Origin of the sequence: Bradyrhizobium nanningense (assembly GCF_004114535.1) — a bacterium.
GTDB classification, from domain to species: domain Bacteria; phylum Pseudomonadota; class Alphaproteobacteria; order Rhizobiales; family Xanthobacteraceae; genus Bradyrhizobium; species Bradyrhizobium nanningense.
Window position 1 is genome coordinate 1 of record NZ_LBJC01000078.1, and the last position, 25,736, is coordinate 25,736.

Consider the following 25,736-nt stretch of genomic DNA (forward strand, 5'->3'; position numbering starts at 1 on the left):
TTCATCTGGTCTCTCCTTGGAACACTGAAGCTTCGCAACCTCAGCTTCCTCGGTTCAGACCAGATGGACAACCTCCTGACAGACCACACCTAATGCGCGCGCGGCAGGCACAGGAAGCGATCGAGAAATCGCCCTGACATCACAACCCTGAACCACCAGTAAATCATCCGCCGCGTCGTCATTGTCGTAATCCTCGACAGCCCACCACCGGCTGCCCGGAGCAATAGCGCATGTGCAACAATACGCGTGTGATGCGCTTCACATTCGTGGCCGCAGGTCCGGCCGCGTCGTCGCAGAACCATCGCGAGCGCCAATGAAACATGCCCGCATCGCGCGAAGGCGGGCGCTTGCAAAGCCAGTGTCGCTCGCTCGTGAAAGACGCGTCTGCGCGACGCAGACACGCTCACCACGGGCGACGCCAACCTGTTCACCGCCGTCGGCGCGCACGACGGGCCGCGCATCCCGAAAAAGCCGCCAGCAATTAATCCTTCACGGTCTCGCCGGTGCTTCGAAAGGACACACCACTGCATCGCTCGCCTGCGCCCGTTGGCCGACAACACGCTTCTATGCCGCGCGAGAGAAATTCTCATGCGCTGGCAGTCGTTGCGCGTGCGGTGCTGGGGTATGCGGATTCTTTTCGAACAGACTGTCGAAAAATTAGCTCGAGTTGCAGGGTTTAACGTTACTCAAATAATTCAACAACGATGTGAAGCTCTCCTTATTTGAACCCACGCTCGCCGTTTAAGAAACCGTCACGGAACGGGAGTGGTGTAGGATGAACGATGGGATGGTTGAACTCGTCGGACGAAGGCCTGTGACCTTCGGGCGGCGAAAGGTGACGCCGCGGGCCTGCGTGGCCGACAGCAAGCGTCACTTGCGCGCCTTCCTCAGCGAAGTGCTGGAGGATCTTGGCTTCGTCACCAGCGAATGCGCCAGCGCGGACGAGCTGCGGACCGTGCTGGCCACCGAATTGCCGGATCTGATCCTGCTCGGCGTCGCCACCGACGGCATCGAGCCGGGACGGTTTCTGGAGATATTGGTGCGTGAGGCCTTCGCCGGGAAAGTTCTGGCGGTCGGCGCCCGCGAATCGATCATCGTCAAGGCGGTGCGGCAGGTCGGCGAGGAATATGGCCTTGCCATGCTGCCGCCGCTGACCACGCCCTTCGCCGCGGAGACGCTGCGCGAGCGTGTCGCGACGCTGCTGCCGGAGGAACCGGCGCCGAGCCCGGCCGTCCATGTCGGCGAAGCCTTGCATGCCGGCTGGTTGGAGCTTTGGTACCAGCCAAAGATCGAAGCGCGCACGCTGGTCCGCAGCGGCGCCGAGGCGCTGGTGCGAATGCGGCATCCGACCTGGGGCGTCGTGCCGCCGGCCTATTTCATTCCGGAGCCGCACGATCCGCATTTGCGCGATCTGTCGGAATTCGTGATCGATCGCGCCATGCAGGACTGGCACTATCTGCTGGAACAGCAAAGCCCGGTCGACCTGTCGATCAATCTTCCCGCTTCCTATCTCAGGGAGCCGCAAGCGGTGCGCGACCTCTGCCGCCGCGTGCCGACGCATCCGGCCTTCGGCGGGCTGACGGTCGAGATCGACAGCGAGGAGGCGATCCGCGACCTCGATCTCCTGACCGAGGTCGCGCGCGAGGTCGGCCTGCACAATATCGGCCTGTCGATCGACAATCTCGGCGTCAACTGGCCGGCGCTGATGGAGCTGGACAGGATTCCCTTCGTCAAACTGAAGGCCGACCGGCAATTCGTCACCGGTAGCGGCAATGACCGGCTCAAGCGCACGGTGTGCCGCCACATCGTCGAGCTCGCGCAGGGTTATGGCGCGCGCGCGGTGGCGCAGGGAGTCGAGAGCCGCGCCGACCTCGTCATGGCCAACGAGCTCGGCTTCGACCTCGTGCAGGGCTTCCTGTTCGGCAAGCCGATGCCGCTGAAGAAGTTCGCGCGCTCGACGCTGACGAAAACTGTGATGGAGTGAGCTCGTTCGCGGCTCCTACGTCGATGCACGCGCGCGCGAATCGTCAATCTCGCGCGCGTCGGCCGGCCTGCCTGGACAGTCCCTGCACGCGCGCTGTCGCGGCGCGGACATCGGTGGGCGACGACCCGGCGCCAGACTCCCCGGGCGGGATATTCGCCTCGGCACGCGCGAGGTGAATCGCGAAGCCGCTCGCCTCGGAAGCCTCGAGCCCGACGCGGAGCTGCATGCTCGGAATCAGGTAGTCGCCGCCGTTTTGGCGCCGATAGGGAATGGGCGAGGCCGTCGCAAGCGTCCTCATCCTCTCCCGCAAACGTTCGGCGGTCGCTTCGAAGCCGGCTTCGTCGAGCTTGTCGGCCTTATAGACGACGAACGGTGGAAGGACCTCATATCCCGGATAATAGAGAATGCCGTGATGGATCGGAAACAGCAGGTCGTCGATCGGCCCGTTGATCCCGCGAGCCGAGTAATGCTCCTGCCAGCCGCCGGCCGTCACGATCAGCATCGCGCGTCTGCCGGCTAATTTGCCCTGGCCGTAGCGGTCGCCCCATCGCTTGTCGCTGTGCTCGCCGACGCCATACGCGAAGCCGTAGGCGAACACACGATCGACCCACCCCTTCAGGATCGCCGGCATGCTGAACCACCACAGCGGGAATTGCAGGATCAGCATGTCGGCCCACAGCAGCTTCTCGATCTCGCCCTTGACATCAGGGGTGAGCGTGCCGGTCTCGAAAGCCTGCTTGGACGCAGCGGCGGGCGCAAGCCGCGCGTCCACCGGCAGCGTCGGGAAGTCGGCGCGGCCGACGGCCGACGTCCAGCCCTGGGCATAAAGGTCCGACACTTGCACGTCGTGGCCCTGGGCCTCGAGCTCCCTGACCGCAACATCCCGCAGCGAGCCGTTGAGCGAACGCTGCTCGGGATGCGCAAACACAACCAACACCTTCATGATCGGCACCATTCGTTGAGGATGTCACGCAGCTAGCGCGGCGGAAAGCAATCCGGTAGATGTCGGAAATGAATAGGATTATGCCGAAAAATGGATAGATCGGAGGTCAGCCTCGAGCGAATGCGAAGCTTCGTGAGGGTCGCCGAGCGGGGAAACCTGTCGGCCGTCGCACGCGAGCTTGGGGTTGGGCAGCCCACCGTGACACGGCACATAAGGGAGCTGGAGCAGGCCGTGGGCGTACCGCTGCTCACGCGGACCACGCGCAGCGTGACGATGACGGAGGAGGGGCGCCGCTATTATGCCGATTGCGTGCAGATCCTGCGCCTGGTCGAACACGCCGGCGACGAGGCGCGCAGCGCCCGAGGCGCGCCCGCCGGAACGATACGGATATCCTGCACCGCGGCGTTCGGCGTGCTCCACGTCAGCCGCCTCATCTTCGCTTTCCAGAACCGTTATCCTGATGTGTCGGCGGATCTCAGCCTGACCGACGAACGGGTCGACCTCGTGAGGGAAGGTGTCGATGTCGCGCTCCGCTTGGGGCCGCTCGCCGAGAGTTCGATGAAGCTGAGATCGCTGGGGCAGTCGCGGCGCGTGCTCGTCGCCGCGCCCGGCTATCTTGCCGAGCACGGCAGGCCCGCGCGCCCGCGAGACCTCGCAAGCCACCAGGGCATCAGAATGTCCAACGTCGCCGGCAGTGATGTGCTCGTGCTGCAAGGACGCCGCGGCGGACGCCATGAGGTCCCATTCGCAGGGCGATTGCGCGTGGATCACGGACTTGCGGCGCGAGAGGCGCTCGCGGCCGGTCGCGGTATCGGACCCACACATCTTTGGCTCATCCACGACCTTCTCGCGACCGGCAAACTCGAGCGCGTGCTTGCGGACTATTCGCCGCCTCCCGTTCCGCTGAACATGCTGATCGTGCCGGAGCGATCCGGCGTCGCACGGGTGCGGTTGCTGGTCGATTTCCTCGCCGGGCAAATCGCGCGAATCCCCGGGATCGAACAGGTCCAATCGGGCAGAAGACGGAGCTAACGGGGGTTGTCGTCACGCAAATCGCCGCGCGAAGAAGACGCAGACGACCACGAGCATCGTCGCGGCGATCATGCTCCAGGCGACGGGCTCGTGCAGCAGAAGTCCTGCGAGCGCGAGGCCGAAGAACGGCTGGAGCTGCTGCAGCTGGCCGACCCGCGCGATGCCGCCGAGCGCGAGGCCGCGGTACCAGAAGATGAAGCCGACGAACATGCTGAAGATCGAGACGTAAGCGAGCCCGATCCAGGCAAGCGCGCTAACACCGCTCCAGGCGGACGGCCAGGTCAGGATCGCGAGCGGCACCATCAGCGGCAGCGCGAGCAGGAGCGCCCAGGAGATCACCTGCCAGCCGCCGAGCCGGCGCGACAGCGCCGCGCCTTCGGCGTAGCCGAGCCCGCACAGCACGATCGCGGCGACCATCAGGAGATCGCCGGTGATTGAGGCCGAGCCGTCGCCCGACAAGGCAAAGCCGGCCACCGTGGCACTGCCGAGACCAGCAAACAGCCAGAACAGCGGCTGCGGCCGCTCGCCGCCGCGCAGCACGGCGAAGATCGCCGTCGACAATGGCAAAGGGCCGATGAAGACGATCGAATGCGCGGACGTGATGTGCTGGAGCGCAAGCGCCGTCAGCAGGGGAAAGCCGACCACGACGCCGACGGCGACGATGGTGAGGGAAGCGAGATCCTTGCGCTGCGGCCGGGCCTGATAGAGCAGGCCGAGCACCGCAAGACCAATCAGCGCGGCGATGACCGCGCGCGCGGACGTCAGGAACAGCGCCGAGAAGCCGCCGACCGCCACGCGCGTCGCCGGCAACGAGCCGCTGAAGATGATGACGCCGAGAAGTCCGTTGCCCCAGCCGCTGCCCGCAGATTGCATGTCCGTCCCATCCTTTCGGGCCGCGACACTCGGCCTTCGGCGGTGGCGAGACCAGTGACAATCCAGTACAATCTGGCCAAACTGTATGGATATGGAAGGTCATACACTTGGCCAGCGAGATGCAAAGCGGAGGTCGCAGCGGCACGCGGACCCTCGACGTGATGAGCGCGATCCGCGCCAAGGTCGCGTGCCGCGCGCTCGGCGCCGGCGACCGCCTGCCGTCGATCCGCAGCCTCGCCGCAGCGATGGGCGTCTCGCCCTCCACCGTGGTGGAAGCCTATGACCGCCTGGCCGCCGAGGGCCTGATCCGGGCCCGTCGCGGCTCGGGCTTCTATGTCTCGCCGACGATCATGCCGCCGCTGGCGCTGACCGAAGTCGAGCCGCGGCGCGACCGGGAAGTCGATCCGTTCTGGGTCTCCAGGCAATCGCTCGATGCCGACGCTGCCGTCCCCAAGCCCGGCTGTGGCTGGCTGCCGGCGAGCTGGATGCCGGAGGCGGGCTTGCGCCGCGCTATTCGTGCACTGGCGCGAACCGAGGCGGATCTGTTGACCGATTATGGCAGCACCCGCGGCGGACTTGTGCTGCGCCGGCTACTGCTCGCGCGCCTTGCCGAGGATGCGATTGCCGCATCTGTCGATCAGCTCATGCTGACGGGCTCGGGGACGCAGGCAACCGACCTCGTCTGCCGCTTCCTGCTCCGTCCCGGCGATACGGTACTGGTCGACGATCCCTGCTACTTCAATTTCCGCGCGCTGCTGCGGGCGCATCAGGCCAGGATCGTCGGCGTGCCCACTACGCCGACGGGCCCCGATGTCGCGCGCTTCGAGCAGATCCTCAGTACCGAGCGGCCGCGGCTCTACATCACCAATTCGGCCCTGCACAACCCGACCGGCGCGACGCTGTCGCTTGCGACCGCGCACCGGCTTTTGACCGCCGCCGCCGCGCACGACCTCATCATCATCGAGGACGACATTTTCGGCGACCTCGAGCCGGAGCGCTCGCCGCGGCTTGCCGCGCTCGACGGGCTCAATCGCGTGATCCGCATCGGCAGCTTCTCCAAGACGCTGTCGGCCTCGGTACGCTCAGGCTACATCGCCGCGCGGGCCGACTGGATCGAGCATCTCATCGACCTCCAGGTCGCAACCAGTTTCGGCGGCTCCAGTCCGGTCGCGACCGAGATCATCGCAAAGGTGCTGGTCGGCGGCGGCTATCGCAAGCACATGGAGGAGCTCCGGCAAAAGCTGACGCGGACGCGCCGCGATGTGGCGCGAAAACTTCAGGCGATCGGCATCGAGCCCTGGCTGATGCCGCGCGGCGGATTCTTCCTGTGGTGCCGCCTCACCGGCGGGCAGGACGCCACCCAGGTCGCGCGCGCGGCGCTCGAGGACAATGTGGTGCTGGCGCCCGGCAACGTGTTCAGCGTTTCGCAGACCGCCTCGCACTTCATGCGCTTCAACGTGACGCAGATGAACGATCCCCTCGTGTGGGACGTGCTGCGGCGGGCGTTGAAGGCGGCGCCAAAGTAATCGTCGGTCAGTCTAGCGGCTCCTCGTACACCGGCACACCGTCGAGCAGCAGCCGCTTGATGGCGGCGCGGCCCGAGGGTAGCACGGCGGCGACGATCCGCAGCTTCTGCTGGTTGCGGGCCTGCTCGAGCTTGCCGCCCTCGCCTTCCGGCACGAAATAGCTTTCGAGACCGTATTTGACCGTCAGCCTGTCGCAGAAGGTGCGGACGGTTGATCCGCAGGAAGAGCTGACGCGGCCGCGGATCAGCACCTCGGGCGCCGTCACCGGCAGAGGCTCGGCATGCACCGAGACGGCGGCGTAAAGGCCGTCGGCATTGGGCGCGAGCCTGACGAATACGACCGGATTGCGCGCATCAGTCGGCTTGCCGGCGAGCGCGCCGGCCGGCACTTGCGAGATGTCGTAGCGGAGCACGACATAGTCGCCGCGCAGGAAATCGCGCGGATCGACCGGCTGCGTCTGCAAGGTCACCTCCGTGCCTTCGCGCAGGATCTGCATGCGGTCGGCGACCATCAGGACCAGCAGCACGCATTGAACAAGGACGGCGACACCGAACAGCACGGCTTTCGGGATGCGCTGCCAAAATCTTGCGATGGACGAGATCATCGTTCAGCCCTCGGCAGTGCGCGATTGAGTACCGTTGCAAACACGACGGCGACGATGCCGGCCGCCGCCAGGAATGCCGAGCGGCCGAGCAGCGAGCCCTTCACCGCCCAGGTGATGCCGGCGATGACGCCTGCAATGCCGAGCCAGCCGGCGACGATGCGCGGGCGCACGTCATCGAGCACGCCTGAGACGACGAGGCAGAGCATGGCGCACAGCAGCACGGCATAAGCGAGCCAGGGCTCGCCGGCGGTCGAGACCGGCCAGAGCGGCGCGGCGAGCAGCACGAGGGCGATCGCGCAGGCGCTGAGGATGTCGCCCGGGCGCCTGGTGAGCGTGGCGGAGACGAGGGTGAGGATCACCCCGGCGACCCCGCACAGGATCGCCCACAGCGGCTGGCCGGACATTGTGCTGCTCCGAACGCGAAAGATGTCGTCGACCGTGGTCACCTCGAGCGCCGCGACAGCGGCCAGCGCGAACGCGCCGTAGATCGACAGAACGCTGCCAAGTCGCATCGCCCGCGGCGAGGGCATAGCCGCGATCGCGAGCCCGGCGCCGAACAGCAAGGCCGCACCGTTCGCGAGCACGAAGGACGGCTGGGACCCGTCGAACTCGAAGCGAAGCGACGTCGCGATCCACCACGGCAGCACCGCGACCGCGACGAGGTGGGCGGCGACGCGGGAATTCCACGCAAAAGCGAGACCAGCAGCGATCAGCCAGACCGCCACGAACGGAAGATGCAGCACATCAGGCGCGTCGTAAGTCCGCATGCAGGTCCAGATGCTGGCGGCGACGAGGCTGACCGCGAGCGCCCCGCGCGAGGCGGTCAGGAATGCGGCGGCGAACGCGCCGATCGACCACAGCAGCATGCCACCGGCAAAATCCTCGCCGAGATGATACATCTGGCCGACCAGCGCGATGCCCGCCCCGAAGATGATCGCACCGACGCTGGCGCAGAGATCGGCAAGAACATTGCGGCCGCTCGCGGCGAACCAGGCCCCGAGGGCATAGGTAGCGACCATGCCGGCGAGCAGGATCGCGAACCGCGCCAGCCGCGCGATCTCGGTCCAGTGCGCCGCCACGAAGGCGAGGAACGCGGCCGCGATCAGCAAACCGCCGACGATGCCGACGACCACGGCGATGTTGATGCCCGGCGCTAGCTGCGGCAGCGCATTGCGGATGGAAGCGGCCGCCGCCGGCGCAATCACGCCATCGGCCTCCCATCGCGCAAGATCGGCGTTGAGGCGGTCGCGGTAGGACTTTTCGAACATTGTCGTGGATCACCTCGGCCCCGGCCGGCGGGCGGGGCACTGCTAGGTCGGGGCGTGGAGGCGGCAGGTTCAAGCTATCGTCGCCGGCTGCGGGAATACCGAGTTGTCGGTTACTGCGCAACGCCTCAGCCAACCAGGCAATCGGGTGACGTCTAGTTCGCCTTGATACCGGCCTCGCTGATGAGCTTGCGCCATTTCGTGCTTTCGTCCTGAATGAAACGGGCGAACTGTTCGGGTGACATCGGCGCAGGCTCCGCGCCAAGCGTCCTGATCTTCTCGACCACCGACGGGTCCTTCAGCGCTTTCGTGAACGCCTCATTCAACCTGCCGATGACATCTGCAGGCGTGCCTGAGGGAGCAACGAGCCCGAACCAACCGACGGATTCGAAGCCCGCAACGCCACTCTCGGCGAGGGTCGGCACATCGGGCAAGGACGCAAGGCGGCGCGCCGAGGAAACGCCGATCGCGTTGAGCTTGCGCTCCAGGATCAATTGCCGCGATGACGGGATATCCAGCACCGCGAAGGGGACGTGGCCCGCGAGGACGTCGACCGTCGCCGGTGCGGTGCCGCGATAAGGGACCAACTCCATCGTAATCCCGGTCTTCTGCGTGAACAGCGCGGCGGTCAAATGCATCGCAGTCGAGTTGCCGCCATGGCCGATCGAAAGCGTGCCCGGTTTGGCCTTGGCGAGCGCGATCGTTTCGGCCGTATTGTGCGCAGGAATGTCGGCGGACGCGACGAGCACGAAGGGGATTTCCGCGAGCAGGGTAATGGGTGCGAGATCCTTCAGTTCGAACGGCAGCGACGAGTTGAGATGCGGATTCACCGTCAGCGCACCTGCCGGCGCCACGCCGAGCGTATAGCCGTCCGGCTTCGCCTGTGCGACCGCCCCCATGCCGATATTGCCCCCTGCCCCGGCGCGGTTCTCGATCACCAGTCCCTGCTTGAGTTCTGCGGTGACCAGTGGTTCGAGCGCGCGGATGACGGTGTCGGCACTGCCGCCGGGTGGGAAGGTCACGATGATCTTGATCAATTGCTCCGGATAGGCCGCCTCAACCGCCTCCAGCGGCAGCGCGGCGAAAGTCGCGGCCGTCAGCACGGCCAGGATGCGGCGCCTTGCAACGTGAAACACGTTCTCCTCCTCGATGCGTCTTCTTGTGATCACCAGGCCGGCCGCCGCCAGACAGGCGGCTTGATATTCGTATTACGCCGCCGCGCCGGTGAGTTGTGCCAACAAGCCCACCGGATCCTCGGGTGCGACCTGCCCGCGCCAGGCGATGTGCTGGTCGGGCCGGACCAGCACCAGCTTTTCGGCATAAGCCCCGTTCGCCTCGTCCGGCGCAACGTCGACCAGCGCCAGCGGCATACCACGTGTCTCTGCTGCGGAGGTCAGCGGCGCCACATCGATGGCCGAGTCGAACCGCAGCAACGTGTAGCCGACCCCGAAGGCATCGTAGAGCGATCGCCCGTCGCGCAGGAACAGATGTGGGGCGCGAGCGCCCGGCACCGTGGAGGGGGTGAAGCTGCCCATCGCATAGGCCGGAGGCGTCTCGCCGTCATAGACGATGATCGGCGAGGCATCGTAGTAATAGCCGAAGTTCAATCCGGCGCAGCAATATTGCTGCACGTTGAGGTCATAGGCCGCCCTGGCCAGCGCCGCGCGCGCCGCATGGCCACGCGGCGTGTCGTCCTCGATCTCCGCCGAGACGCCGCCGCGCTGCGCCATCATCTTCATCGCGTGGTCCATCGCAAAACGCGACACTTGTTCAGTGATGGGCTGACGCTCCGCCTCGTAAGCATCGAGGATCGATACCGGCGCCCATCCGTTCAGATGCGCCGCCAATTGCCAGCAGAGGTCGACGGCGTCGGCGATGCCCGCATTCATGCCGTAGCCCGCATAGGGCATCCACAAATGCGCGGCGTCGCCACAGATGAAGACCCTGCGGTCGCGGAAGCGATCGGCCACCAGCCGGCGCCCGACCCAGTCCTCCTTGCTGAGCACCCGATATTCAAAGCGCTCGTCAACGCCGAGAATGGCGCGGATGGACCAATCGCGATCGACCGAGTCGAATTCGGGCTCATCGGGCTTCAGGTGATTGTGGATCAGCCAGCGATCGCGACCATCGATCGCAACCGTGGTGCCCGAGCGTCGCGGGTTGAGCGAGAGCACCATCCAGGCTGGCTTGTGCGTGCCCATCAGCTCTTTGAGTTGCGGCGCTTCAATGAAGGTCGATTGCACGCGCTGGATCACGGGCGTGCCGGACAGGTTGGCGCCGATCGATTTGCGAACAAGCGAGCGGCTGCCATCGCAGCCGATCACGAAGCTGGCTTCGATACGAAGCGAATTTCCGCTGTCGAGGTCGCGCGCCAGCGCGACCACATGGTCGTCATCCTGCTCGATGGACACGACTTCCGTGCGCGCCAGAATGGTGATGCGCGACTGCGCGGCGGCATGACTGAACAGGATCGGTTCGAGATAGACTTGGTTGATCCGGTGCGGCGGCTCTGGCGTCGGCCACCAGGTATCGGGGCCGCCGGTCGCGCTGTAGCGGCGTGCGCGCGAGGGGATGTCGATGCGACAGAGCTCGATGCCGGTCGCCGTGGTGCGGTAGGAGCAATCGTTGGGAAAGTCTGCCGGGAGTCCCGCATCGCGCAGCTTTGCAGCGACGCCGAGCCTTCGGAAGATTTCCATCGAGCGCGCCGAGACGTGGTTGCACTTGACGCTGGGCGGATCGCCGGCATGGCGGATATCCGCGACCACGACGTCGATCCCGCGCGAAGCAAGGTCCATCGCCGCAGTCAAACCTACGGGCCCGGCGCCCACCACCAGCACCTGTGTCCTCATGCTCGTTTCATCCCTTTGCCAACCGCGGATTTGCCGTCGGCGCAGCGTGCATTTTATTGCAGGGTTGCTTATGAGATAAGACAGAAAGAACTCATCAATTCATAAGCTTCACCTATGAATGTCACTCTGCGGCAGCTCCGAGCCTTTACCGGCGTGTATCGCACGCGCAGCATCACCCGGGCGGCGCGCGAACTCGGGATCACGCAATCGGCGGCGAGCCTGTTGATCCAGCAGCTCGAGAGCCAGCTCGGCGTCAAACTGTTCGACCGCTCGACGCGGTCGGTGCGGCCGACGCTGGCCGCTGATGAGGCGGTTCATGCCGCCGAACGGATGCTGGGCGATGCGCTGGGCTTATCGCGGCGCATGCGTGACCTCGCGCAAGCGCGCGCCGGCCGCGTCGCGTTCGTCGCGTCAGCCGGCGCCGCATCGGCGCTGCTGCCGCTGGTGCTCGCGAAGTTCCGCGAAACCCATCCTGCCATCGAAATCGACATGCGCGACGTTGCCGCCGACGATCTCGTGCCGCGCCTGATCGCAACCGACGCGGAATTCGCGATCGGCAGCGTGGAGGGCGAATTCGCCGACATGACGATCGAGACACTGACCCGGGGCCGCCTCAGTGCCATCGGCCGCCGCACCGCGGACTTCGCCGCACGTCGCTCCCTCACATGGGACGAACTGGCGCAGCTGCCGACGATTGCGATGCGGCGCGCGACACGGATCCGCGTGCAGATCGATCAGGCGCTCGGCGCGCAGGGCAAGCACCTCTCGCCGACCTATGAAGTGACGCTGATCAACACCGCGCTCGCCATGACCGCGCAAGGCCTCGGCCTCGCCATCCTGCCCGCAACCATGCTGCCGGCCGATCAGTTTCCGACCCTGATCGCAAAGCCGCTGGTACGCCCGGCCATTACGCGACCGGTGTCCCTGTTGCAGCGGCAGGGCCGAACGCTATCGCCTGCGGCGCAAGCATTCGTGGCAACGGCGCGAGCAGTGCTGGCGGAACGATCGGGGTGAGCTTCGCCGGTATCAGGCTGATTCTGAGGAGGTTTCTCGGCGCGGTTTTCAATTATGGCGGAGAGGGAGGGATTCGAACCCCCGATAGGCTTGCACCTATGCCGCATTTCGAGTGCGGTGCATTCAACCACTCTGCCACCTCTCCTGAAGGCGCCATATAGGAGCTGCGGCCCCTGTGGTTGGGGCGTTAATAGGCGAGGATGGCGGGCCAGACAAGGCGCGAAAGGGGAAAATCCGCTGCCTCTTTCACCCCGCACCTCACCTCGGAGGAACCCCCATGGAGCATCTGACGATCGAGGCCAACGGCGCCAATTTGCACCTGGTCCGCACCGGAGCGGGCAAACCGCTGCTTTTGCTGCATGGTTGGCCGGAATTCTGGCTGACCTGGGAGCCGGTCATAGCACGGCTGGCCGACCGTTTCATGCTGATCGCACCCGACCTGCGTGGCTTCGGCGATAGCGACAAGCCTGACGGGCCTTACGGGCCGGATGGCCATGCCACCGATATGCTGGCGCTGATGGACCGGCTCGGCATCGACCGTTTCGGGGTGGTCGGCCACGATGTCGGCGGCGCCGTGATGCAGCCGCTGGCGCGGCAGGCATCTGGGCGGCTGGCCGGATTGTCTTTCTTCGATTTCGTCTACCCCGGGATCGGGCCGCGCATGGGCGCGCCGGACCGGCTCAACCACATCTGGTATCAGTCCTTCCACCAGATGGAGATGGCCGAGCGGCTCATCGGCGCCAGCCGGGACAATTGCCGGCTCTATATCAGCCATTTCCTGCGGGGCTGGGCGCATCGGAAAGACGCCTTCGACCACGTCCTCGACGCCTTCACCGACAATTTCTTCAAAGACGGCAATCTCGCCGGCGGCTTTGCGCATTATCGCGCCTCGCATGCCGGGCGGCTTGCGATGATGAAGGGCGAAGCGCCGCCGCTGCCGCCGATCAGCGTGCCGGCCTGCGTCCGCTGGGCCGAGCACGATCCGCTGTTTCCTTATGCCTGGACCGACCGGCTGGGGGAGACTTTCAGCGCGCTCGATCTTGCGATGTTTCCCGGCGTCGGCCACTTCCCGCATCGGGAAGATCCGGATCACGCGGCGATGGAGATCGCAGCGTTCTTTCAGCGCATCGGCTGGAGTTGAGGTCGACCGATCCGAAAACGGGGTGGGACCGCCAGACGCGGTAAACACTGGCGGTCCCGGTGCCGCTCATTGAAATACTGGCTGGGAAGGGCGGCTTCGCCGGCCAGCTGGAAGCGACGATTCGACCCTAGCGTGCAGCGGGCGCGCCGCAACGCAATCCGGTCCTTAACCTAACCGGTCAAGGTTACTCCTTGTCCGACTTGCTCTTTTTCTTCCCATTCTCCGTGGAATCCCGGTCTTTGTCCTTGCCGTTGTCCTTGCGGCGGTTGGTGAAGCGGGCATTGCCGAGCCCGGTGCCGATCGTGAGCACGCCCCAGCGCTCGACGTCCTGCATGAACGGCACTTCGGAGAGGCCTTGCACCACGCCGTCATTGTGCATCAGGACCGCGGTGTCGTGCTCGCCGATGACAGGGATGGCCTCGACCAGGCTCGCCGGCAGGTTGAACTTGCTGCTCTCCCAATTGCCGGGGAGGTTCTGCGCGCCCTTTTCGATGGAGCCGTCCGCGTTGATCACGCCGGGACAGGCGATGCCGATGAAGGGTGCGAGCTTGAAGCCTTCGGCCTCGGCGTCCTCGATCAGGCCTTGAAGCATCTTGACCAGCCGCTTGACCGCGGCCTCGCGGCTCGGCTCGTCATCAGCGTGGCGCCACAGATCGGATTTGAAGACGACCGCCTTGGACAGATCGGGCGCCTTCTTCCAGCGCGTCTCGACGATGCCGCAGCGGATGTTGGTTCCGCCGATGTCGACCGCCAGGATGCTGTCATAGGCCTCGAAAATCCAGGACGGCGCAAGGTGCAGGGCCCCGATCAAGCCGGCATCATCCGGATCGAAGCGGATCGGCACCAGGTCGACCTTGAAGCCTTCCGATTTCAGGATGATCTCGGCCCGGGCAATGGCAATTTCGCCGAGCCGGCTGGCACGAAAGCCGCCGCCGACCACGATGCATTCGGTCTTGGCCCAGGCCTTGGTCTTGAGAAACCGCCGCGTGACGTAAGCCAGCTCCTGCGCGAAATCCTCGATCGCACTGTGCACGACGGCGGTGGCCTCGGTATCGTCGCCGATCAGAACGGCATCGAGGGCCTTCTTGCTGATCTTGTCGGACGGCTCATCGCCAAAGGGATCCTCGCCGGACTTGCGCAGCGGCTTGCGCCACTCTTCGAGGATCTCGCGAAACGCCCCCTTGCTGGCGCGGTCGCCGAGAAAGCCGTCGTCGTCCTTGATCTCGATGTTGAAGCTGTCGACGTCGACCGACGGCAGCCGGCCTGCCCCGTGCTGGGCAATGCCCGTCGTCTTGACCAATTCGTCCGTTGCCATGAGAGCCCTTGCCCGCGTGTCTGATTTGCGAGGACACAACGGGGAGGGAACCCGTTGGTTGCAAACCGGCCGCAGATTCGGCCGACGCGCCGGGATGGGCCCAAATCCTTCAAATCCGGGCGCTTTTCGGCAGTTTTCCTTGACTCCCAGCGCGCGGCGGCTATAAGTCCCACAGCCGGCGCGGGGCGTTTCTCGCGCCGCTTGTTTTTGCGTGGGTTTTCAAAGGGATAACTCCCGCCCGCACAAAACTCGCATGAACCCTTAGCGACTGACAAAAAGCCGGCCCCTGACAATCCGTCGTGAGGCCGGGATTGAACACGGAGAAAGAACGATGTTCGCAGTCATCAAAACCGGCGGCAAGCAATACCGCGTCGTGCCGGATGATGTTCTCGAAGTAGGCAAGATCGAAGGCGAAGTCGGCTCGATCGTGCAGTTGAATGAAGTTCTGGTGGTCGGCGGCGACACGCCGGTGCTGGGCGTTCCGACGGTCGCAGGCGCGTCCGTTGCGGTCGAGGTGCTCGACCACAAGCGCGGCCCCAAGGTCATCGCGTTCAAGAAGCGCCGCCGCAAGAACTCGCGCCGCAAGCGCGGCTATCGCGACGAGATCACGGTTCTGCGCGTCAGCGAGATCCTGACGGACAACGCCAAGCCCACCAAGGGCCCGCGTCCGAAGAAGGAAAAGGTGGCGAAAGAGCCGGCAGCGGAAGCCGCCGAATAACTGGAATTGATCACGCCAATTCACGAATTGATGCGTGAGAAATTTTGAAATGATTCCGTCAAGGAATTGACCTAGAACTACGCAGGATTTCGGAGACGAGCCATGGCTCACAAAAAAGCAGGCGGTTCATCGCGTAACGGACGCGATTCCAAGGGCAAGCGCCTCGGTATCAAGGCGTTCGGCGGGGAGGTCGTCACTCCCGGCAACATCATTGCGCGTCAGCGCGGCACCACCTGGCACCCCGGCCTTAATGTCGGCATGGGCACGGACCATACTCTGTTCGCCAAGATCGAGGGTCGTGTTGCGTTCCAGGCCAAAGCCAACGGCCGCACCTTCGTATCGGTACTCCCGATCGCAGAGGCTGCTGAATAGACGGTGGATCAAATTGGAGTCCGCCGGTCCCGACTGAACCGGCGGAGTCCAGATCATAGCGATCGAAGGCTCCAAGGGGAGGCGGGAAACCGGCCTCCCCTTTTCTTTTGACTTGCTCACTTTGACTTAGTGACTTTCACGGAGCCGGACATGTTGCAGGATTTCTCGAGCGTGACCTTGGCTGAGGCGAGACCCAGCGTCGTCGCCACCGAACGGCTGACGTTGCGGCGGCCGACGCTTGCCGACGTCAGGACCATCGCCCGGCTCGCCAACGACCGCCGCGTCGCGGAAAACACCCGCCGGCTGCCGCATCCCTATTCGCAGGACGACGCCGTCGCATTCATCCGCGCCACCGCCGCGCTCGGCAGCGAGACCGTGTTCCTGATCGAGCACGATACCGGGCCGGTCGGCATGGTCGGCATCGACTGCTCCACGCCTGGCAATGCCGAGCTCGGCTACTGGCTCGGCGTCGAGCATTGGGGCCGGGGCTTTGCCACCGAGGCGGCACGCGGCGCGATCGACTTCTTCTTCGAGGAGTTCGAGGACGATCATCTCTATGCCGGCGCGCGCGTCACCAATCCGGCCTCGCGCAAGGTGCTGGAGAAGTGCGGCTTCCAGTGGAGCGGCGTCCAGCTGCACCGATTTTTGGCGCTGGGCTCGTCGACGCCGGTCGACTGCTTCCGCCTGTCGCGCGGCGTGTGGGCCTCGCTGAAGAGCTGGAGCAGCGCGAGGCGGATGAGGTAGGGGCGCACCACATACGCGACTGTCGTCCCGGATCGGCGCGCGCTTCAGGCGCGCTTGTCCGGGACGACAGCGGAGTTGTTCGGCTGCGTTCAAGCCGGCGGATTCACCTCGGCGCTGTCGCGGCCGAGATCACGCTCGCGCAAGTAAATGTAGAACCCGGCGCCGATGATGATGGCGGCGCCGATGAGCGTGGCGATCGACGGCACGTCGCCGAACACGACGAAGCCGAAGATCACCGCCCAGACGATCATCGAATATTGGTAAGGCACCACGACGCTGGCCGGTGCAAGCTTGAGCGAGCGGTTGACGCAGAACAGCGCGGTGACCGAAATTACGCCGGCCAGCGCGAAGAACACGAGGCTGCCAGCGGTCGGCGGCACCCAGTGAAACGCCGACAGCACCGCGCCCAGCGAGAACGTGCCGACGAACTGCGAGGACGCCATCACGATGTCGGGCGTCTTGCGCAGGCTGCGCGTGATCAGCATCAGGGTCGCGAATGACAGGCTGCCGCCGAGCGCGATCAGCGCCGGCAGGCTGACGGTCTGCGCCGACGGCCGCAGCGCGATCAAGACGCCGCAGAAGCCGATCAGGATCGCGGTCCAGCGGCGCCAGCCGACCTTCTCGCCCAGGAAGATCGCCGACATCGCGGTGACGAAGATCGGGCCGGCGAGATAATAGGTGATGACGTCGGCGAGCGGCAGATAGACCGTCGCAAGGAAGAAGGCGGCGACCTCGAGCGTCGAGAGCACCACGCGGAACAGCTGCAGGCCCGGCCGCTCCAGATGCAGGAACTGGTGACGCTGCTTCCAGATCAGCGGCGACAGCAACAGCAGCGCGGCGCAGGCGCGCAGGAACAACAGCTGCCCCACCGAATAAGTCCCGACCAGGAACTTGCCCATGGCATCGCCGAACGAGAACATGAAGATCGACAGCACCATGAGTGCAATGCCGGCGAGGCGCGCCGAGCGATCATCATAGGCGGAGAGGTTCTTGAAGAGGGGCATTGCTGTCGCGTGTGGGAGCCGTCATTGCGAGGAGCTCTTGCGACGAAGCAATCCAGTCTGCTTCCGCAGAGACAGACTGGATTGCTTCGCTTCGCTCGCAATGACGAGCGGAGAGAGCGCGGAAATCCGGCGAATAGAGTCGCTTGCGGTCGTTTTAATGACGTGAGCCGCCGCGACAAGCCCGCGCAAGCCGAATTGAACGGATTGTCGCACCGTTAGCATCGCGGTAGCGATAAGCCGATCACGAGCAGAGAGCACTGACATGACCGATTTCGACCCGACCCGGCATCGCATGATCCCCACGCAACGCTGGTTTGAGGATTTCGTCGTCGGCGAACGCTTCGTGCTGCCGAGCCGCACCCAGACCTCGGCCATCTTCGCGGCGTTCCAGACCGCGAGCGGCGACACCCATCCCGTGCACTACGACGTGGAATATTGCCGTAGCCGCAGCATGCCGCATCTGCTCGCCCACGGTTTCCAGACCCTGATCCACACCGCGCCCGGCGCCGGCCTGTTTCCGTTCATGGTCGAGGAGTCCCTGGTCGGTTTCCTCGAGCAGTCGAGCCGGTTTCTCAAACCGGTGTTCGCCGACGACACGATCTATCCGGCGCTCGAGGTCACCGAGCTGGTGCCGGGACGCACGACCGGCGCGGTGAAGCTACGCAGCACTGTATTCAACCAGCGCAAGGAGCTGGTGCTGGAGGGAATGCAAAAATTCCTGATCCGGAAGCGACCCATCTGACGTCATCCCCGTGAACGCGGGGATCCATAACTACAGGCCCACGTCGTTTCACCGGATAGCATTGACCAGTCTTCGCCAAACCGCTCCCTGTGGCTATCGCGACGAGCGCGAGCGCTCGCGCGGGGGTCCCGGATCTGCGCTTCGCTTGTCCGGGACGACGAGCAGGAATGGCCGCCGGCTGGTTAAGCAAGGGTCGCAATTCGCGGAATTTCGGCCGATTTGCGGGTCTATCCGGGTTGCCGCGCGGGACTGGCTGGCCTACCTATGGCCCATGAAATTCCTCGACGAAGCAAAGGTCTACATCCGCTCCGGTGACGGCGGAAACGGCTGCGTGGCGTTCCGCCGCGAGAAGTTCATCGAATTCGGCGGCCCCTCCGGCGGCAATGGCGGCCGCGGCGGCAACGTCATCATCGAGGTCGCCGACGGCCTCAACACGCTGATCGACTACCGCTACCAGCAGCACTTCAAGGCCCAGAAGGGCGAGAACGGCTCGGGCTCGGACCGTCACGGCGCCAACGGCAAGAACATCGTGCTCAAGGTGCCGATGGGCACGCAAATCTTCGACGAGGACCGCGAGACGCTGATCCACGACTTCACCAAGGTCGGCGAGAAGTTCGTGCTGGCCGAGGGCGGCAACGGCGGCTTCGGCAATGCGCATTTCAAGTCGTCGACCAACCGCGCGCCGCGCAACGCCAATCCTGGCCAGCCGGGCGAGGAACGCTGGATCTGGCTCCGTCTGAAGCTGATCGCCGATGCCGGTCTCGTCGGCCTGCCCAATGCCGGCAAGTCGACCTTCCTTTCCAAGGTCAGCGCGGCAAAGCCGAAGATCGCCGACTATCCCTTCACCACGCTGCATCCGCAGCTCGGCGTCGTGAACGCCGACGGCCGCGAATTCGTGCTGGCCGACATTCCCGGCCTGATCGAGGGCGCGCACGAAGGCGCCGGCCTCGGCGACCGCTTCCTCGGCCATGTCGAGCGCTGCCGCGTGCTGCTGCACCTGATCGATGCCACCTGCGAGCATGCCGGCAAGGCCTACAAGACGGTGCGCAAGGAGCTCGACGCCTATGCCGGCCAGCTCACCGACAAGATCGAGATCGTGGCACTGAACAAGATCGACGCGGTCGAGCCGGACGAGCTCAAGAAGCAGAAGGACCGGCTGAAGCGCGCCGCCAAGAAGACGCCGCTGCTGCTCTCCGGCGCCACCGGCCAGGGCGTGAAGGAAGCCTTGCGCGCGCTCGCGGATGTGATCGGCGAAAGCCCGGTGTCAGCCAAGGCCAAGAGCGCGGCCGAAGCGGAGCCGTGGTCGGCGTGATTCGGACAGTGTGAGAACGCAGCCCCGATCTGACACCTCTCCCCATGGGGAGAGGTCGGCGCGTAGCGCCGGGTGAGGGGCTCTGCCTCTTGTAGCACCCCCCACCCGATTTGCTGCGCAAATCAACCTCTCCCTTCGGGAGAGGTTGTCATCGCGGCTCCTATATCGCAGCATCGAACGACGAATGTGCGGAAAGGGCAAAGCATGGCGCGCGCGAAGAACGTTCTCTGGATCATGTGCGACCAGCTTCGCTATGACTATCTCGGCTGCACCGGCCATCCTACGCTGAAGACGCCGAACATCGACGCCATGGCCAAGCGCGGCGTGCTGTTCAGCAAGGCCTATGTGCAATCGCCGATCTGCGGCCCGTCGCGGATGTCGTTCTACACCGGTCGCTACATGCGCTCGCATGGCTCGCACTGGAACGGCTGGCCGCTGCGTGTCGGCGAGCCCACGCTCGGCGACCACCTGAAGAAGATCGGCGTGCGCAACGTGCTGGTCGGCAAGACCCACATGGCGCCCGACCTCGAAGGCATGAAGGCGCTCGGCATCCCGCCGGAATCAATGATCGGCGTGCATGTCGCCGAATGCGGTTTTGAACCCTATGAACGTGATGACGGCCTGCATCCGACCGGTCGGCCGCGTCCCAAATATGACGAGTACCTACGCCAGCAAGGTTTCGAGGCCACCAATCCCTGGGAGCATTGGGCCAACTCAGGCGCGTCGGAAGACGGCAGCTTGCAGAACGGCTGGCTGCTGGTGCACGCCGACAAGGCCGCGCGCGTGCCCGACGAGCATTCCGAGACGCCCTACATGACGCGCCGCGCGATGGACTTCATCCGCGAGGCCGAGACCGACGGCCGGCCGTGGTGCCTGCACCTCTCCTACATCAAGCCGCACTGGCCCTATATCGCGCCAGAGCCCTATGCCAGCATGTATTCGACCGACGACATGATCCCGGCGATCCGCTCGATGCGCGAGCGCTCGAGCCCGCATCCGGTGTTCGGCGCTTACATGGACATGCGCTACTCCCGCAACATGGCGCGTGACGAGGCCCGCGAGAAGGTGATCCCGACCTATATGGGCCTGATCACCCAGATCGACGACCAGATGGGCGCGCTGATGAAGTTCCTGGAAGAGCGCGATCTGCTGGATGCGACCATGATCGTGTTCACCTCCGATCACGGCGATTATCTCGGCGATCACTGGATGGGCGAGAAGGATCTGTTCCACGAACAATCGGCGAAGATTCCCTTGATCATCATCGATCCCTCGCAGGAAGCCGACGCCACGCGCGGCACGCGCAGCGATGCGCTGGTGGAAGGCATCGACCTTGCGCCGACATTCGTCGATTATTTCGGCGGCAAGGTGCCGAGCCACATTCTCGAAGGGCGTTCGCTGCTGCCGCTGCTGCGCGGCCCCACGCCGAGCGATTGGCGCAAGGTGGCGTTCTCCGAATACGACTACGCCATGCAGGACGTGCGGCTGAAGCTGAACCAGCCGATCGAACGCTGTCGCCTGTTCATGGTGTTCGATGGCCGCTGGAAATACATCCACGCCTCCGGCTTCCGCCCGATGCTGTACGACCTCGAAACCGATCCGGAAGAGTATTTGGACCGCGGCGACGATCCTGAATGTGCCGGCATCATCGCGCGGCTGAAGGCCGAGCTGTTCGACTGGGCCCTGCATCCGAACGACCACATCACCACGCCGCGCGAGAAGATCGCGGCCTATGCGGACAATCAGCTGCAGGTGAAAGGCGGGGTCTTGATCGGCATCTGGGATGAGGCAGAGCTCGCGGCGATCAAGGACGGCATCGCGCAGCGCGCGAAGATGTGAAGACCCTCATGGTGAGGAGGCGTGCAAGCGCCGTCTCGAACCATGCAGGCCCCGCTGCGACAGCCGGGCCTTTCATCCTTCGAGACGCGCGCAAAAGCGCGCTCCTCAGGATGAGGGGATAGAGCGCGCGGCTAGCTAGCGATCAACCACGCGCCCTTCAAATTCAGGCTTACCTGGCACCAGAAAGAGCCGATGCCATTCAATGTCCCTTCGCTCGGCAATTTCGGCATCCGAGAGTTTCCCGGTTTCACCCAGGCTCGACTGATCGATCCCGAGATTTTGCGCCGCCGCGTAGACGGCATAGTCGCCCCGCTCGATATCCGCAGAAATTGGCGGATCGCTATCGATCACCGACATGACGTGGATCCGCCCGCTTCCGGAATGGAAATGCACGCAGGTGATCCGCTGCCATTCATCCGATGAAGGGGGCCGGTCGCACGACACCAGCTCAACCCAGTGGTCGTTGAGATCAGCTTCCGTGCCAATCATCCGAAACGCCGGCACGCCAGCAAAACCTCGTTTTGTTTTCTCCGCGTCCCAGTTCTGCTCGTCATCGAGGGGCGTGAATGGATCGTCGCACACGACGATCTGATAATTGCTCGCAAATACGCGCGCTGCGCCGAGTAACCGCTGTGTCATGACCCCGCAAACCAGATTCAATTCTCGATCTTGTATCCGGTCGCCTTCACGATCGGCTGCCACAACGCGATGTTCGCGGCGAGCTCCTTCGTCAATCCTTCCGGGGTGGATCCGACCGGAATCAGCCCGATCGCCGTCAGCTTCTCCTTCACCTCGGGCTTGGCGAGCGCCGCGCTCGCGGCGGCGCCGAGCTTGCTGGCGAACTCCGGCGGGCTGCCGGCGGGAAGCCACATGCCGTACCAGGCGTCCGCCACGAGGTCGATGCCGCTCTCCCTCAGAGTTGGTACGTCAGGCGCGAACGGCGAGCGTTCGGCGCTCGACACCGCGATGATCTTCACGCCCTTGGCGCGATGCTGCGGCAACGCATCGGCCAGCGTGGTGATGCCGAAAGAGATGTGGCCTCCGACGAGATCATTGAGGATCGGCGCGCTGCCGCGATAGGGCACGCGGGTCAGGGGAATGCCGAGATCCTTTTCGAGCTTGGAGCCCATGAAGTGCGGAATGGTGCCGTTGCTGGGCACGCCGAACGACGTCCTGTCCGGATGCGCCTTCAGCCATGTCACAAAGCTCTTGAAATCGGTGGCCTCGACCGCCGGATTGATCACCAGCGCGAATTCGAACCGCGCCAGCAGCGACACCGGCACGAAATCCTTGGCGGTGTCGAAGCTCGGCGTCGTCTCGACCATCGGCAGCAGGTACATGGTGGGGCCCGTCGTCACCAGCACCATGCTGCCGTCGGGGCTCGCGCCCTTCACCGCCTTGATGCCGATCAGGCCGTCCCCGCCGGTGCGGTTCTCGACCACGATGGTCCGCTGCAGCACCGGCGCCATCTCCTGCGCGATCAGCCGGCACAGCGTGTCGCCGCCCGCGCCGGCCGCGAATGGGAAGATGATCTTGCTCAGCCCGGCCTGCGCTTGCGCCCCGCCCGTTTGCGCCAGCAGCTGCAGGCCGACATATCCTCCAAGAGATCCTCCGAGACATCCGGCCATGAATTTGCGGCGATCCATGCGTTTCCCCTTTGACCCCATTTTGGTTGGCATCAGTTAGGACCAGAGACGCGTCGCGGACAAGGCCGACATTTGCCGTTTACCATCCCGGCCGCCTTGCGCCGGCCATCGTCCTGCTGCAAAAGCGGGCCTATCGGCGTCGCTCTCTCGCTCCGCCGTTTCCAACGCAGAGCAGATCGTCCAGGCGCATTATGGCCAGCCCCGAACTCAGTCAATTCCGCCGCATCGTGGTCAAGGTCGGCTCAGCGCTGCTGGTCGATTCCGACAAGGGCGAGGTGCGGGCGTCCTGGCTGGCCGCGCTCGCCGATGACATGGCCAGGCTGCACAAGGACGGGCGCGACGTCCTCGTCGTCTCCTCCGGCTCGATCGCGCTTGGCCGCAGCCGGCTCAAATTGCCGCGCGGTCCGCTGAAGCTGGAAGAAAGCCAGGCCGCCGCCGCCGTCGGCCAGATCGCGCTGGCGCGGATCTGGTCGGAGGTGCTTGGGGCCCACGGCATCGGCGCCGGCCAGATCCTGGTGACGCTGCAGGACACCGAGGAGCGCCGTCGCTATCTCAACGCGCGCTCCACCATCGGCAAGCTCTTGGAATGGCGCGCGATCCCCGTGATCAACGAGAACGACACTGTGGCGACCAACGAGATCCGCTACGGCGACAACGACCGCCTTGCCGCGCGCGTCGCCACCATGGCGAGCGCCGACTTGCTGGTGCTGCTGTCCGACATCGACGGCCTCTACGACGCCCCGCCGAAGAACAATCCGAACGCAAGACTGATTCCGGTGGTCGAGAGCATCTCCTCGGAGATCGAGGCGGTGGCTGGAGACGCCGAGTCCGAGCTGTCGCGCGGCGGCATGCGCACCAAGGTCGAAGCGGCCAAGATCGCCACCACCGGCGGCACGCATATGCTGATTGCCTCCGGTAAGATCGAGCACCCCCTGCAGGCGATCGCCGATGGCGGCCGCTGCACCTGGTTCCTGACGCCGGCCAACCCCATCACCTCGCGCAAGCGCTGGATCGCGGGCACGCTGGAGCCGAAGGGCACGCTGACGATCGATGCCGGCGCGGTGACGGCGCTGCGTGCCGGCGCCAGCTTGCTGCCGGCCGGCGTGATCAAGGTCGAGGGCCAGTTCGCCCGCGGCGATGCCGTGATCGTGCGCGGCCCTGATACCAGCGAGGTCGGCCGCGGCCTGATCGCCTATGACGCCGATGAGGCCGAGCGGATCAGGGGCCGCTCGTCCCCTGATGTGATGACCATCCTCGGCATCAGCGGCCGCGCGGAGATGATCCATCGCGACGATCTGGTTGTGGGCGGGTAGCACGAAGCCGGCCTGCAACCGTCATGCCCGGGCCTGTCCCGGGCATCCACGTTCTTCGCGCCGAAAAGCCGTGGATGGCCGGGTCAAGCCCGGCCATGACGTCGAGGTTGGCCAATGGCGGGAGACCTGCCATACCCTCCCCGCCCTTCGCAAAAGCGGGATTTCCGTGCTAGGACACCGCCTTAGCAGAAGGTTTTGACCCCCATGGCCGCCCCCCTCAAAGCTGTCGACGGCAATGCCGATCTTCAGGCCCTGATGTCCGATCTCGGGAGCCGGGCCCGCGCTGCGGCGCGCGTGCTGGCGCTGGCGCCGCCGGAGCAGAAGAACCGGGCGCTGGAGGCCATGGTGCGGGCGATCCGTCAGCAAGCTGCGGCGATCCTCGCCGCCAATGCCGAAGACGTCACTGAAGCCCGCGCCTCCGGCAATGCCACCTCCTCCTTCATCGACCGCCTGACGCTGACGCCGGCGCGCATCGAGGGCATGGCCGAGGGCATCGGCATCGTGCGCGGTATCGCCGATCCCGTCGGCATCGTCACTGAGAGCTGGCAGCGGCCGAACGGCATGACCATCGAGCGCGTGCGCGTGCCGCTCGGCGTCGTCGGCGTCATCTTCGAGAGCCGGCCGAACGTCGCCGCGGACGCCGGCGTGCTGTGCCTGAAATCCGGCAATGCCGTGATCCTGCGCGGCGGCTCGGACAGTTTCCGTTCGTGCCGGGCGATCCATGCATGCCTGGTGCAGGGCCTGCGCGAAGCCGGCCTGCCCGAGGCTGCGATCACGCTGGTGCCGACGCGCGACCGCGCCGCGGTCGGCATGATGCTGTCAGGATTGAATGGCGCGATCGACGTGATCGTGCCTCGCGGAGGAAAAAGCCTCGTCGCGCGCGTCGAGCAAGAAGCGCGCGTGCCTGTCTTCGCGCATCTCGAAGGCGTCAATCACGTCTATGTCGATGCCAGCGCCGATCTCGCCATGGCGAAGTCGATCGTGCTCAACGCAAAAATGCGCCGCACCGGCGTCTGCGGCGCGGCCGAGACGCTGCTGGTCGATCGCGCCGCTGTTGCGAAGAATCTGAAACCGCTGGTCGAGATGCTGTTAGATGCCGGCTGCGAAGTGCGCGGCGACGACGCGGTACAGAAAACGGACCCGCGCGTAAAACCCGCCAGCGAAGACGATTGGGACACCGAATATCTCGATGCGATCATCGCGGCGAAGGTGGTGGACGGCGTCGACGGCGCGATCGCGCACATCCAGAACCACGGCTCGCATCACACCGATGCGATCGTGAGCGCCGATGAGGCTGCCGCGAAGAAATTCCTCAGCGAGGTCGATTCCGCAATCGTGCTGCACAACGCCTCGACGCAGTTCGCCGATGGCGGCGAGTTCGGCTTCGGTGCCGAGATCGGCATCGCCACCGGCCGATTCCATGCCCGCGGGCCTGTCGGCGCCGAGCAATTGACGAGCTTCAAATATCGCGTCCACGGCACCGGGCAGACCCGGCCGTAA

General features: G+C 65.1%; 23 protein-coding genes and 1 tRNA gene. 13 read left to right on the plus strand and 11 right to left on the minus strand.

What is annotated here, in order from left to right; genetic code table 11:
- Positions 1 to 775: 775 nt before the first annotated feature.
- Positions 776 to 1,984: an EAL domain-containing response regulator gene (locus XH84_RS34845; RefSeq protein ID WP_128918815.1), complete on the plus strand. Its 1,209-nt coding sequence runs from the start codon at positions 776 to 778 to the stop codon at positions 1,982 to 1,984.
- A gap of 43 nt (positions 1,985 to 2,027) precedes the next feature.
- On the opposite strand, the gene XH84_RS34850 is transcribed toward XH84_RS34845, so the two are convergent.
- A complete protein-coding gene (locus tag XH84_RS34850; RefSeq protein WP_128918816.1) occupies positions 2,028 to 2,927 on the minus strand; it encodes an NAD(P)H-dependent oxidoreductase in 900 nt (299 codons plus the stop codon).
- A 90-nt stretch (positions 2,928 to 3,017) separates the two neighbouring features.
- Here XH84_RS34850 and XH84_RS34855 point away from each other — a divergent pair, with 90 nt between their 5' ends.
- Entirely contained in the window at positions 3,018 to 3,959 is a 942-nt protein-coding gene (locus tag XH84_RS34855; protein ID WP_128918817.1) for a LysR family transcriptional regulator, read from the plus strand.
- A gap of 12 nt (positions 3,960 to 3,971) precedes the next feature.
- Here the strand turns inward: XH84_RS34855 and XH84_RS34860 are convergent, their stop codons facing one another.
- Positions 3,972 to 4,832 (minus strand): DMT family transporter, encoded by an 861-nt coding sequence (locus XH84_RS34860; protein WP_128918818.1) that lies wholly within the window; start codon positions 4,830 to 4,832, stop codon positions 3,972 to 3,974.
- Between the two features lie 119 nt (positions 4,833 to 4,951).
- On the opposite strand from XH84_RS34860, the gene XH84_RS34865 reads away from it, so the two are divergent.
- A complete protein-coding gene (locus XH84_RS34865; RefSeq protein ID WP_128918819.1) occupies positions 4,952 to 6,358 on the plus strand; it encodes an aminotransferase-like domain-containing protein in 1,407 nt (468 codons plus the stop codon).
- 7 nt (positions 6,359 to 6,365) lie between these two features.
- On the opposite strand, the gene XH84_RS34870 is transcribed toward XH84_RS34865, so the two are convergent.
- The 4 genes from XH84_RS34870 to XH84_RS34885 all read right to left on the minus strand — a co-directional run bounded on the left by XH84_RS34870 (position 6,366) and on the right by XH84_RS34885 (position 11,076).
- Positions 6,366 to 6,962, minus strand: a complete 597-nt coding sequence (locus tag XH84_RS34870) for a GDYXXLXY domain-containing protein (RefSeq protein ID WP_128918820.1) — start codon at positions 6,960 to 6,962, stop codon at positions 6,366 to 6,368.
- Complete coding sequence (locus XH84_RS34875; RefSeq protein ID WP_128918821.1) at positions 6,959 to 8,230, minus strand: DUF2157 domain-containing protein; 1,272 nt, start codon at positions 8,228 to 8,230, stop codon at positions 6,959 to 6,961. The genes XH84_RS34870 and XH84_RS34875 overlap by 4 nt, the downstream gene beginning before the upstream one ends.
- A gap of 152 nt (positions 8,231 to 8,382) precedes the next feature.
- On the minus strand, positions 8,383 to 9,363 hold the full coding sequence (locus XH84_RS34880; RefSeq protein WP_164936174.1) for a Bug family tripartite tricarboxylate transporter substrate binding protein: 981 nt from the start codon (positions 9,361 to 9,363) through the stop codon (positions 8,383 to 8,385).
- Positions 9,364 to 9,435: 72 nt separating this feature from the next.
- A complete protein-coding gene (locus XH84_RS34885) occupies positions 9,436 to 11,076 on the minus strand; it encodes an FAD-dependent oxidoreductase (RefSeq protein WP_128918823.1) in 1,641 nt (546 codons plus the stop codon).
- 114 nt (positions 11,077 to 11,190) lie between these two features.
- On the opposite strand from XH84_RS34885, the gene XH84_RS34890 reads away from it, so the two are divergent.
- Positions 11,191 to 12,090 (plus strand): LysR family transcriptional regulator, encoded by a 900-nt coding sequence (locus tag XH84_RS34890; RefSeq protein WP_128918824.1) that lies wholly within the window; start codon positions 11,191 to 11,193, stop codon positions 12,088 to 12,090.
- Between the two features lie 55 nt (positions 12,091 to 12,145).
- On the opposite strand, the gene XH84_RS34895 is transcribed toward XH84_RS34890, so the two are convergent.
- Positions 12,146 to 12,235: transfer RNA gene (locus XH84_RS34895), tRNA-Ser, on the minus strand.
- 132 nt (positions 12,236 to 12,367) lie between these two features.
- Here XH84_RS34895 and XH84_RS34900 point away from each other — a divergent pair.
- On the plus strand, positions 12,368 to 13,231 hold the full coding sequence (locus XH84_RS34900) for an alpha/beta fold hydrolase (protein WP_128918825.1): 864 nt from the start codon (positions 12,368 to 12,370) through the stop codon (positions 13,229 to 13,231).
- A gap of 184 nt (positions 13,232 to 13,415) precedes the next feature.
- Here the strand turns inward: XH84_RS34900 and XH84_RS34905 are convergent, their stop codons facing one another.
- Positions 13,416 to 14,546 (minus strand): ROK family protein, encoded by a 1,131-nt coding sequence (locus XH84_RS34905; RefSeq protein ID WP_128918826.1) that lies wholly within the window; start codon positions 14,544 to 14,546, stop codon positions 13,416 to 13,418.
- Between the two features lie 331 nt (positions 14,547 to 14,877).
- Here XH84_RS34905 and rplU point away from each other — a divergent pair, with 331 nt between their 5' ends.
- The 3 genes from rplU (at position 14,878) to XH84_RS34920 (ending at position 16,380) form a co-directional block, all read left to right on the plus strand.
- On the plus strand, positions 14,878 to 15,264 hold the full coding sequence (rplU, locus tag XH84_RS34910; protein WP_128918827.1) for a 50S ribosomal protein L21: 387 nt from the start codon (positions 14,878 to 14,880) through the stop codon (positions 15,262 to 15,264).
- A 102-nt stretch (positions 15,265 to 15,366) separates the two neighbouring features.
- Positions 15,367 to 15,636, plus strand: a complete 270-nt coding sequence (gene rpmA, locus XH84_RS34915) for a 50S ribosomal protein L27 (RefSeq protein WP_024338898.1) — start codon at positions 15,367 to 15,369, stop codon at positions 15,634 to 15,636.
- Positions 15,637 to 15,786: 150 nt separating this feature from the next.
- The gene (locus XH84_RS34920; RefSeq protein ID WP_164936175.1) at positions 15,787 to 16,380 is read left to right on the plus strand and encodes a GNAT family N-acetyltransferase; all 594 of its coding nucleotides are present in this window, start codon (positions 15,787 to 15,789) and stop codon (positions 16,378 to 16,380) included.
- A gap of 89 nt (positions 16,381 to 16,469) precedes the next feature.
- Here the strand turns inward: XH84_RS34920 and XH84_RS34925 are convergent, their stop codons facing one another.
- Positions 16,470 to 17,384 carry a DMT family transporter gene (locus tag XH84_RS34925; RefSeq protein WP_128918829.1) on the minus strand — a complete coding sequence of 305 codons (915 nt, stop codon included), beginning with the start codon at positions 17,382 to 17,384 and terminating at the stop codon, positions 16,470 to 16,472.
- Positions 17,385 to 17,646: 262 nt separating this feature from the next.
- Here XH84_RS34925 and XH84_RS34930 point away from each other — a divergent pair, with 262 nt between their 5' ends.
- The 3 genes from XH84_RS34930 (at position 17,647) to XH84_RS34940 (ending at position 21,277) form a co-directional block, all read left to right on the plus strand.
- On the plus strand, positions 17,647 to 18,126 hold the full coding sequence (locus XH84_RS34930) for a MaoC family dehydratase (protein ID WP_128918830.1): 480 nt from the start codon (positions 17,647 to 17,649) through the stop codon (positions 18,124 to 18,126).
- A 271-nt stretch (positions 18,127 to 18,397) separates the two neighbouring features.
- The gene (gene obgE / locus XH84_RS34935) at positions 18,398 to 19,438 is read left to right on the plus strand and encodes a GTPase ObgE (protein WP_128918831.1); all 1,041 of its coding nucleotides are present in this window, start codon (positions 18,398 to 18,400) and stop codon (positions 19,436 to 19,438) included.
- 204 nt (positions 19,439 to 19,642) lie between these two features.
- A complete protein-coding gene (locus XH84_RS34940) occupies positions 19,643 to 21,277 on the plus strand; it encodes an alkaline phosphatase family protein (RefSeq protein ID WP_128948685.1) in 1,635 nt (544 codons plus the stop codon).
- A 135-nt stretch (positions 21,278 to 21,412) separates the two neighbouring features.
- Here the strand turns inward: XH84_RS34940 and comJ are convergent, their stop codons facing one another.
- Both comJ and XH84_RS34950 read right to left on the minus strand, forming a co-directional pair.
- Complete coding sequence (comJ, locus tag XH84_RS34945; RefSeq protein WP_128918833.1) at positions 21,413 to 21,979, minus strand: competence protein ComJ; 567 nt, start codon at positions 21,977 to 21,979, stop codon at positions 21,413 to 21,415.
- Entirely contained in the window at positions 21,934 to 22,923 is a 990-nt protein-coding gene (locus tag XH84_RS34950; RefSeq protein WP_164936176.1) for a Bug family tripartite tricarboxylate transporter substrate binding protein, read from the minus strand. The genes comJ and XH84_RS34950 overlap by 46 nt, the downstream gene beginning before the upstream one ends.
- A gap of 191 nt (positions 22,924 to 23,114) precedes the next feature.
- Here XH84_RS34950 and proB point away from each other — a divergent pair, with 191 nt between their 5' ends.
- Positions 23,115 to 24,236, plus strand: coding sequence for a glutamate 5-kinase (gene proB, locus XH84_RS34955; RefSeq protein ID WP_128918835.1), 1,122 nt, complete (start codon positions 23,115 to 23,117; stop codon positions 24,234 to 24,236).
- A 204-nt stretch (positions 24,237 to 24,440) separates the two neighbouring features.
- A complete protein-coding gene (locus XH84_RS34960) occupies positions 24,441 to 25,736 on the plus strand; it encodes a glutamate-5-semialdehyde dehydrogenase (protein ID WP_128918836.1) in 1,296 nt (431 codons plus the stop codon).

What these genes read in the sequence shown, in the direction of transcription:
- XH84_RS34905 (WP_128918826.1), bottom strand. Translation starts at nt 14,546, where the DNA reads ATGGCAACGGACGAATTGGTCAAGACGACGGGCATTGCCCAGCACGGG.
- proB (WP_128918835.1), top strand. Translation starts at nt 23,115, where the DNA reads ATGGCCAGCCCCGAACTCAGTCAATTCCGCCGCATCGTGGTCAAGGTC.
- XH84_RS34960 (WP_128918836.1), top strand. Translation starts at nt 24,441, where the DNA reads ATGGCCGCCCCCCTCAAAGCTGTCGACGGCAATGCCGATCTTCAGGCC.
- XH84_RS34855 (WP_128918817.1), top strand. Translation starts at nt 3,018, where the DNA reads ATGGATAGATCGGAGGTCAGCCTCGAGCGAATGCGAAGCTTCGTGAGG.
- XH84_RS34845 (WP_128918815.1), top strand. Translation starts at nt 776, where the DNA reads ATGAACGATGGGATGGTTGAACTCGTCGGACGAAGGCCTGTGACCTTC.
- XH84_RS34950 (WP_164936176.1), bottom strand. Translation starts at nt 22,923, where the DNA reads ATGGATCGCCGCAAATTCATGGCCGGATGTCTCGGAGGATCTCTTGGA.
- XH84_RS34920 (WP_164936175.1), top strand. Translation starts at nt 15,787, where the DNA reads ATGTTGCAGGATTTCTCGAGCGTGACCTTGGCTGAGGCGAGACCCAGC.
- rplU (WP_128918827.1), top strand. Translation starts at nt 14,878, where the DNA reads ATGTTCGCAGTCATCAAAACCGGCGGCAAGCAATACCGCGTCGTGCCG.
- XH84_RS34925 (WP_128918829.1), bottom strand. Translation starts at nt 17,384, where the DNA reads ATGCCCCTCTTCAAGAACCTCTCCGCCTATGATGATCGCTCGGCGCGC.
- XH84_RS34940 (WP_128948685.1), top strand. Translation starts at nt 19,643, where the DNA reads ATGGCGCGCGCGAAGAACGTTCTCTGGATCATGTGCGACCAGCTTCGC.
- XH84_RS34850 (WP_128918816.1), bottom strand. Translation starts at nt 2,927, where the DNA reads ATGAAGGTGTTGGTTGTGTTTGCGCATCCCGAGCAGCGTTCGCTCAAC.
- XH84_RS34890 (WP_128918824.1), top strand. Translation starts at nt 11,191, where the DNA reads ATGAATGTCACTCTGCGGCAGCTCCGAGCCTTTACCGGCGTGTATCGC.
- obgE (WP_128918831.1), top strand. Translation starts at nt 18,398, where the DNA reads ATGAAATTCCTCGACGAAGCAAAGGTCTACATCCGCTCCGGTGACGGC.
- XH84_RS34900 (WP_128918825.1), top strand. Translation starts at nt 12,368, where the DNA reads ATGGAGCATCTGACGATCGAGGCCAACGGCGCCAATTTGCACCTGGTC.
- XH84_RS34870 (WP_128918820.1), bottom strand. Translation starts at nt 6,962, where the DNA reads ATGATCTCGTCCATCGCAAGATTTTGGCAGCGCATCCCGAAAGCCGTG.
- XH84_RS34860 (WP_128918818.1), bottom strand. Translation starts at nt 4,832, where the DNA reads ATGCAATCTGCGGGCAGCGGCTGGGGCAACGGACTTCTCGGCGTCATC.
- rpmA (WP_024338898.1), top strand. Translation starts at nt 15,367, where the DNA reads ATGGCTCACAAAAAAGCAGGCGGTTCATCGCGTAACGGACGCGATTCC.
- XH84_RS34930 (WP_128918830.1), top strand. Translation starts at nt 17,647, where the DNA reads ATGACCGATTTCGACCCGACCCGGCATCGCATGATCCCCACGCAACGC.
- XH84_RS34875 (WP_128918821.1), bottom strand. Translation starts at nt 8,230, where the DNA reads ATGTTCGAAAAGTCCTACCGCGACCGCCTCAACGCCGATCTTGCGCGA.
- XH84_RS34865 (WP_128918819.1), top strand. Translation starts at nt 4,952, where the DNA reads ATGCAAAGCGGAGGTCGCAGCGGCACGCGGACCCTCGACGTGATGAGC.
- XH84_RS34885 (WP_128918823.1), bottom strand. Translation starts at nt 11,076, where the DNA reads ATGAGGACACAGGTGCTGGTGGTGGGCGCCGGGCCCGTAGGTTTGACT.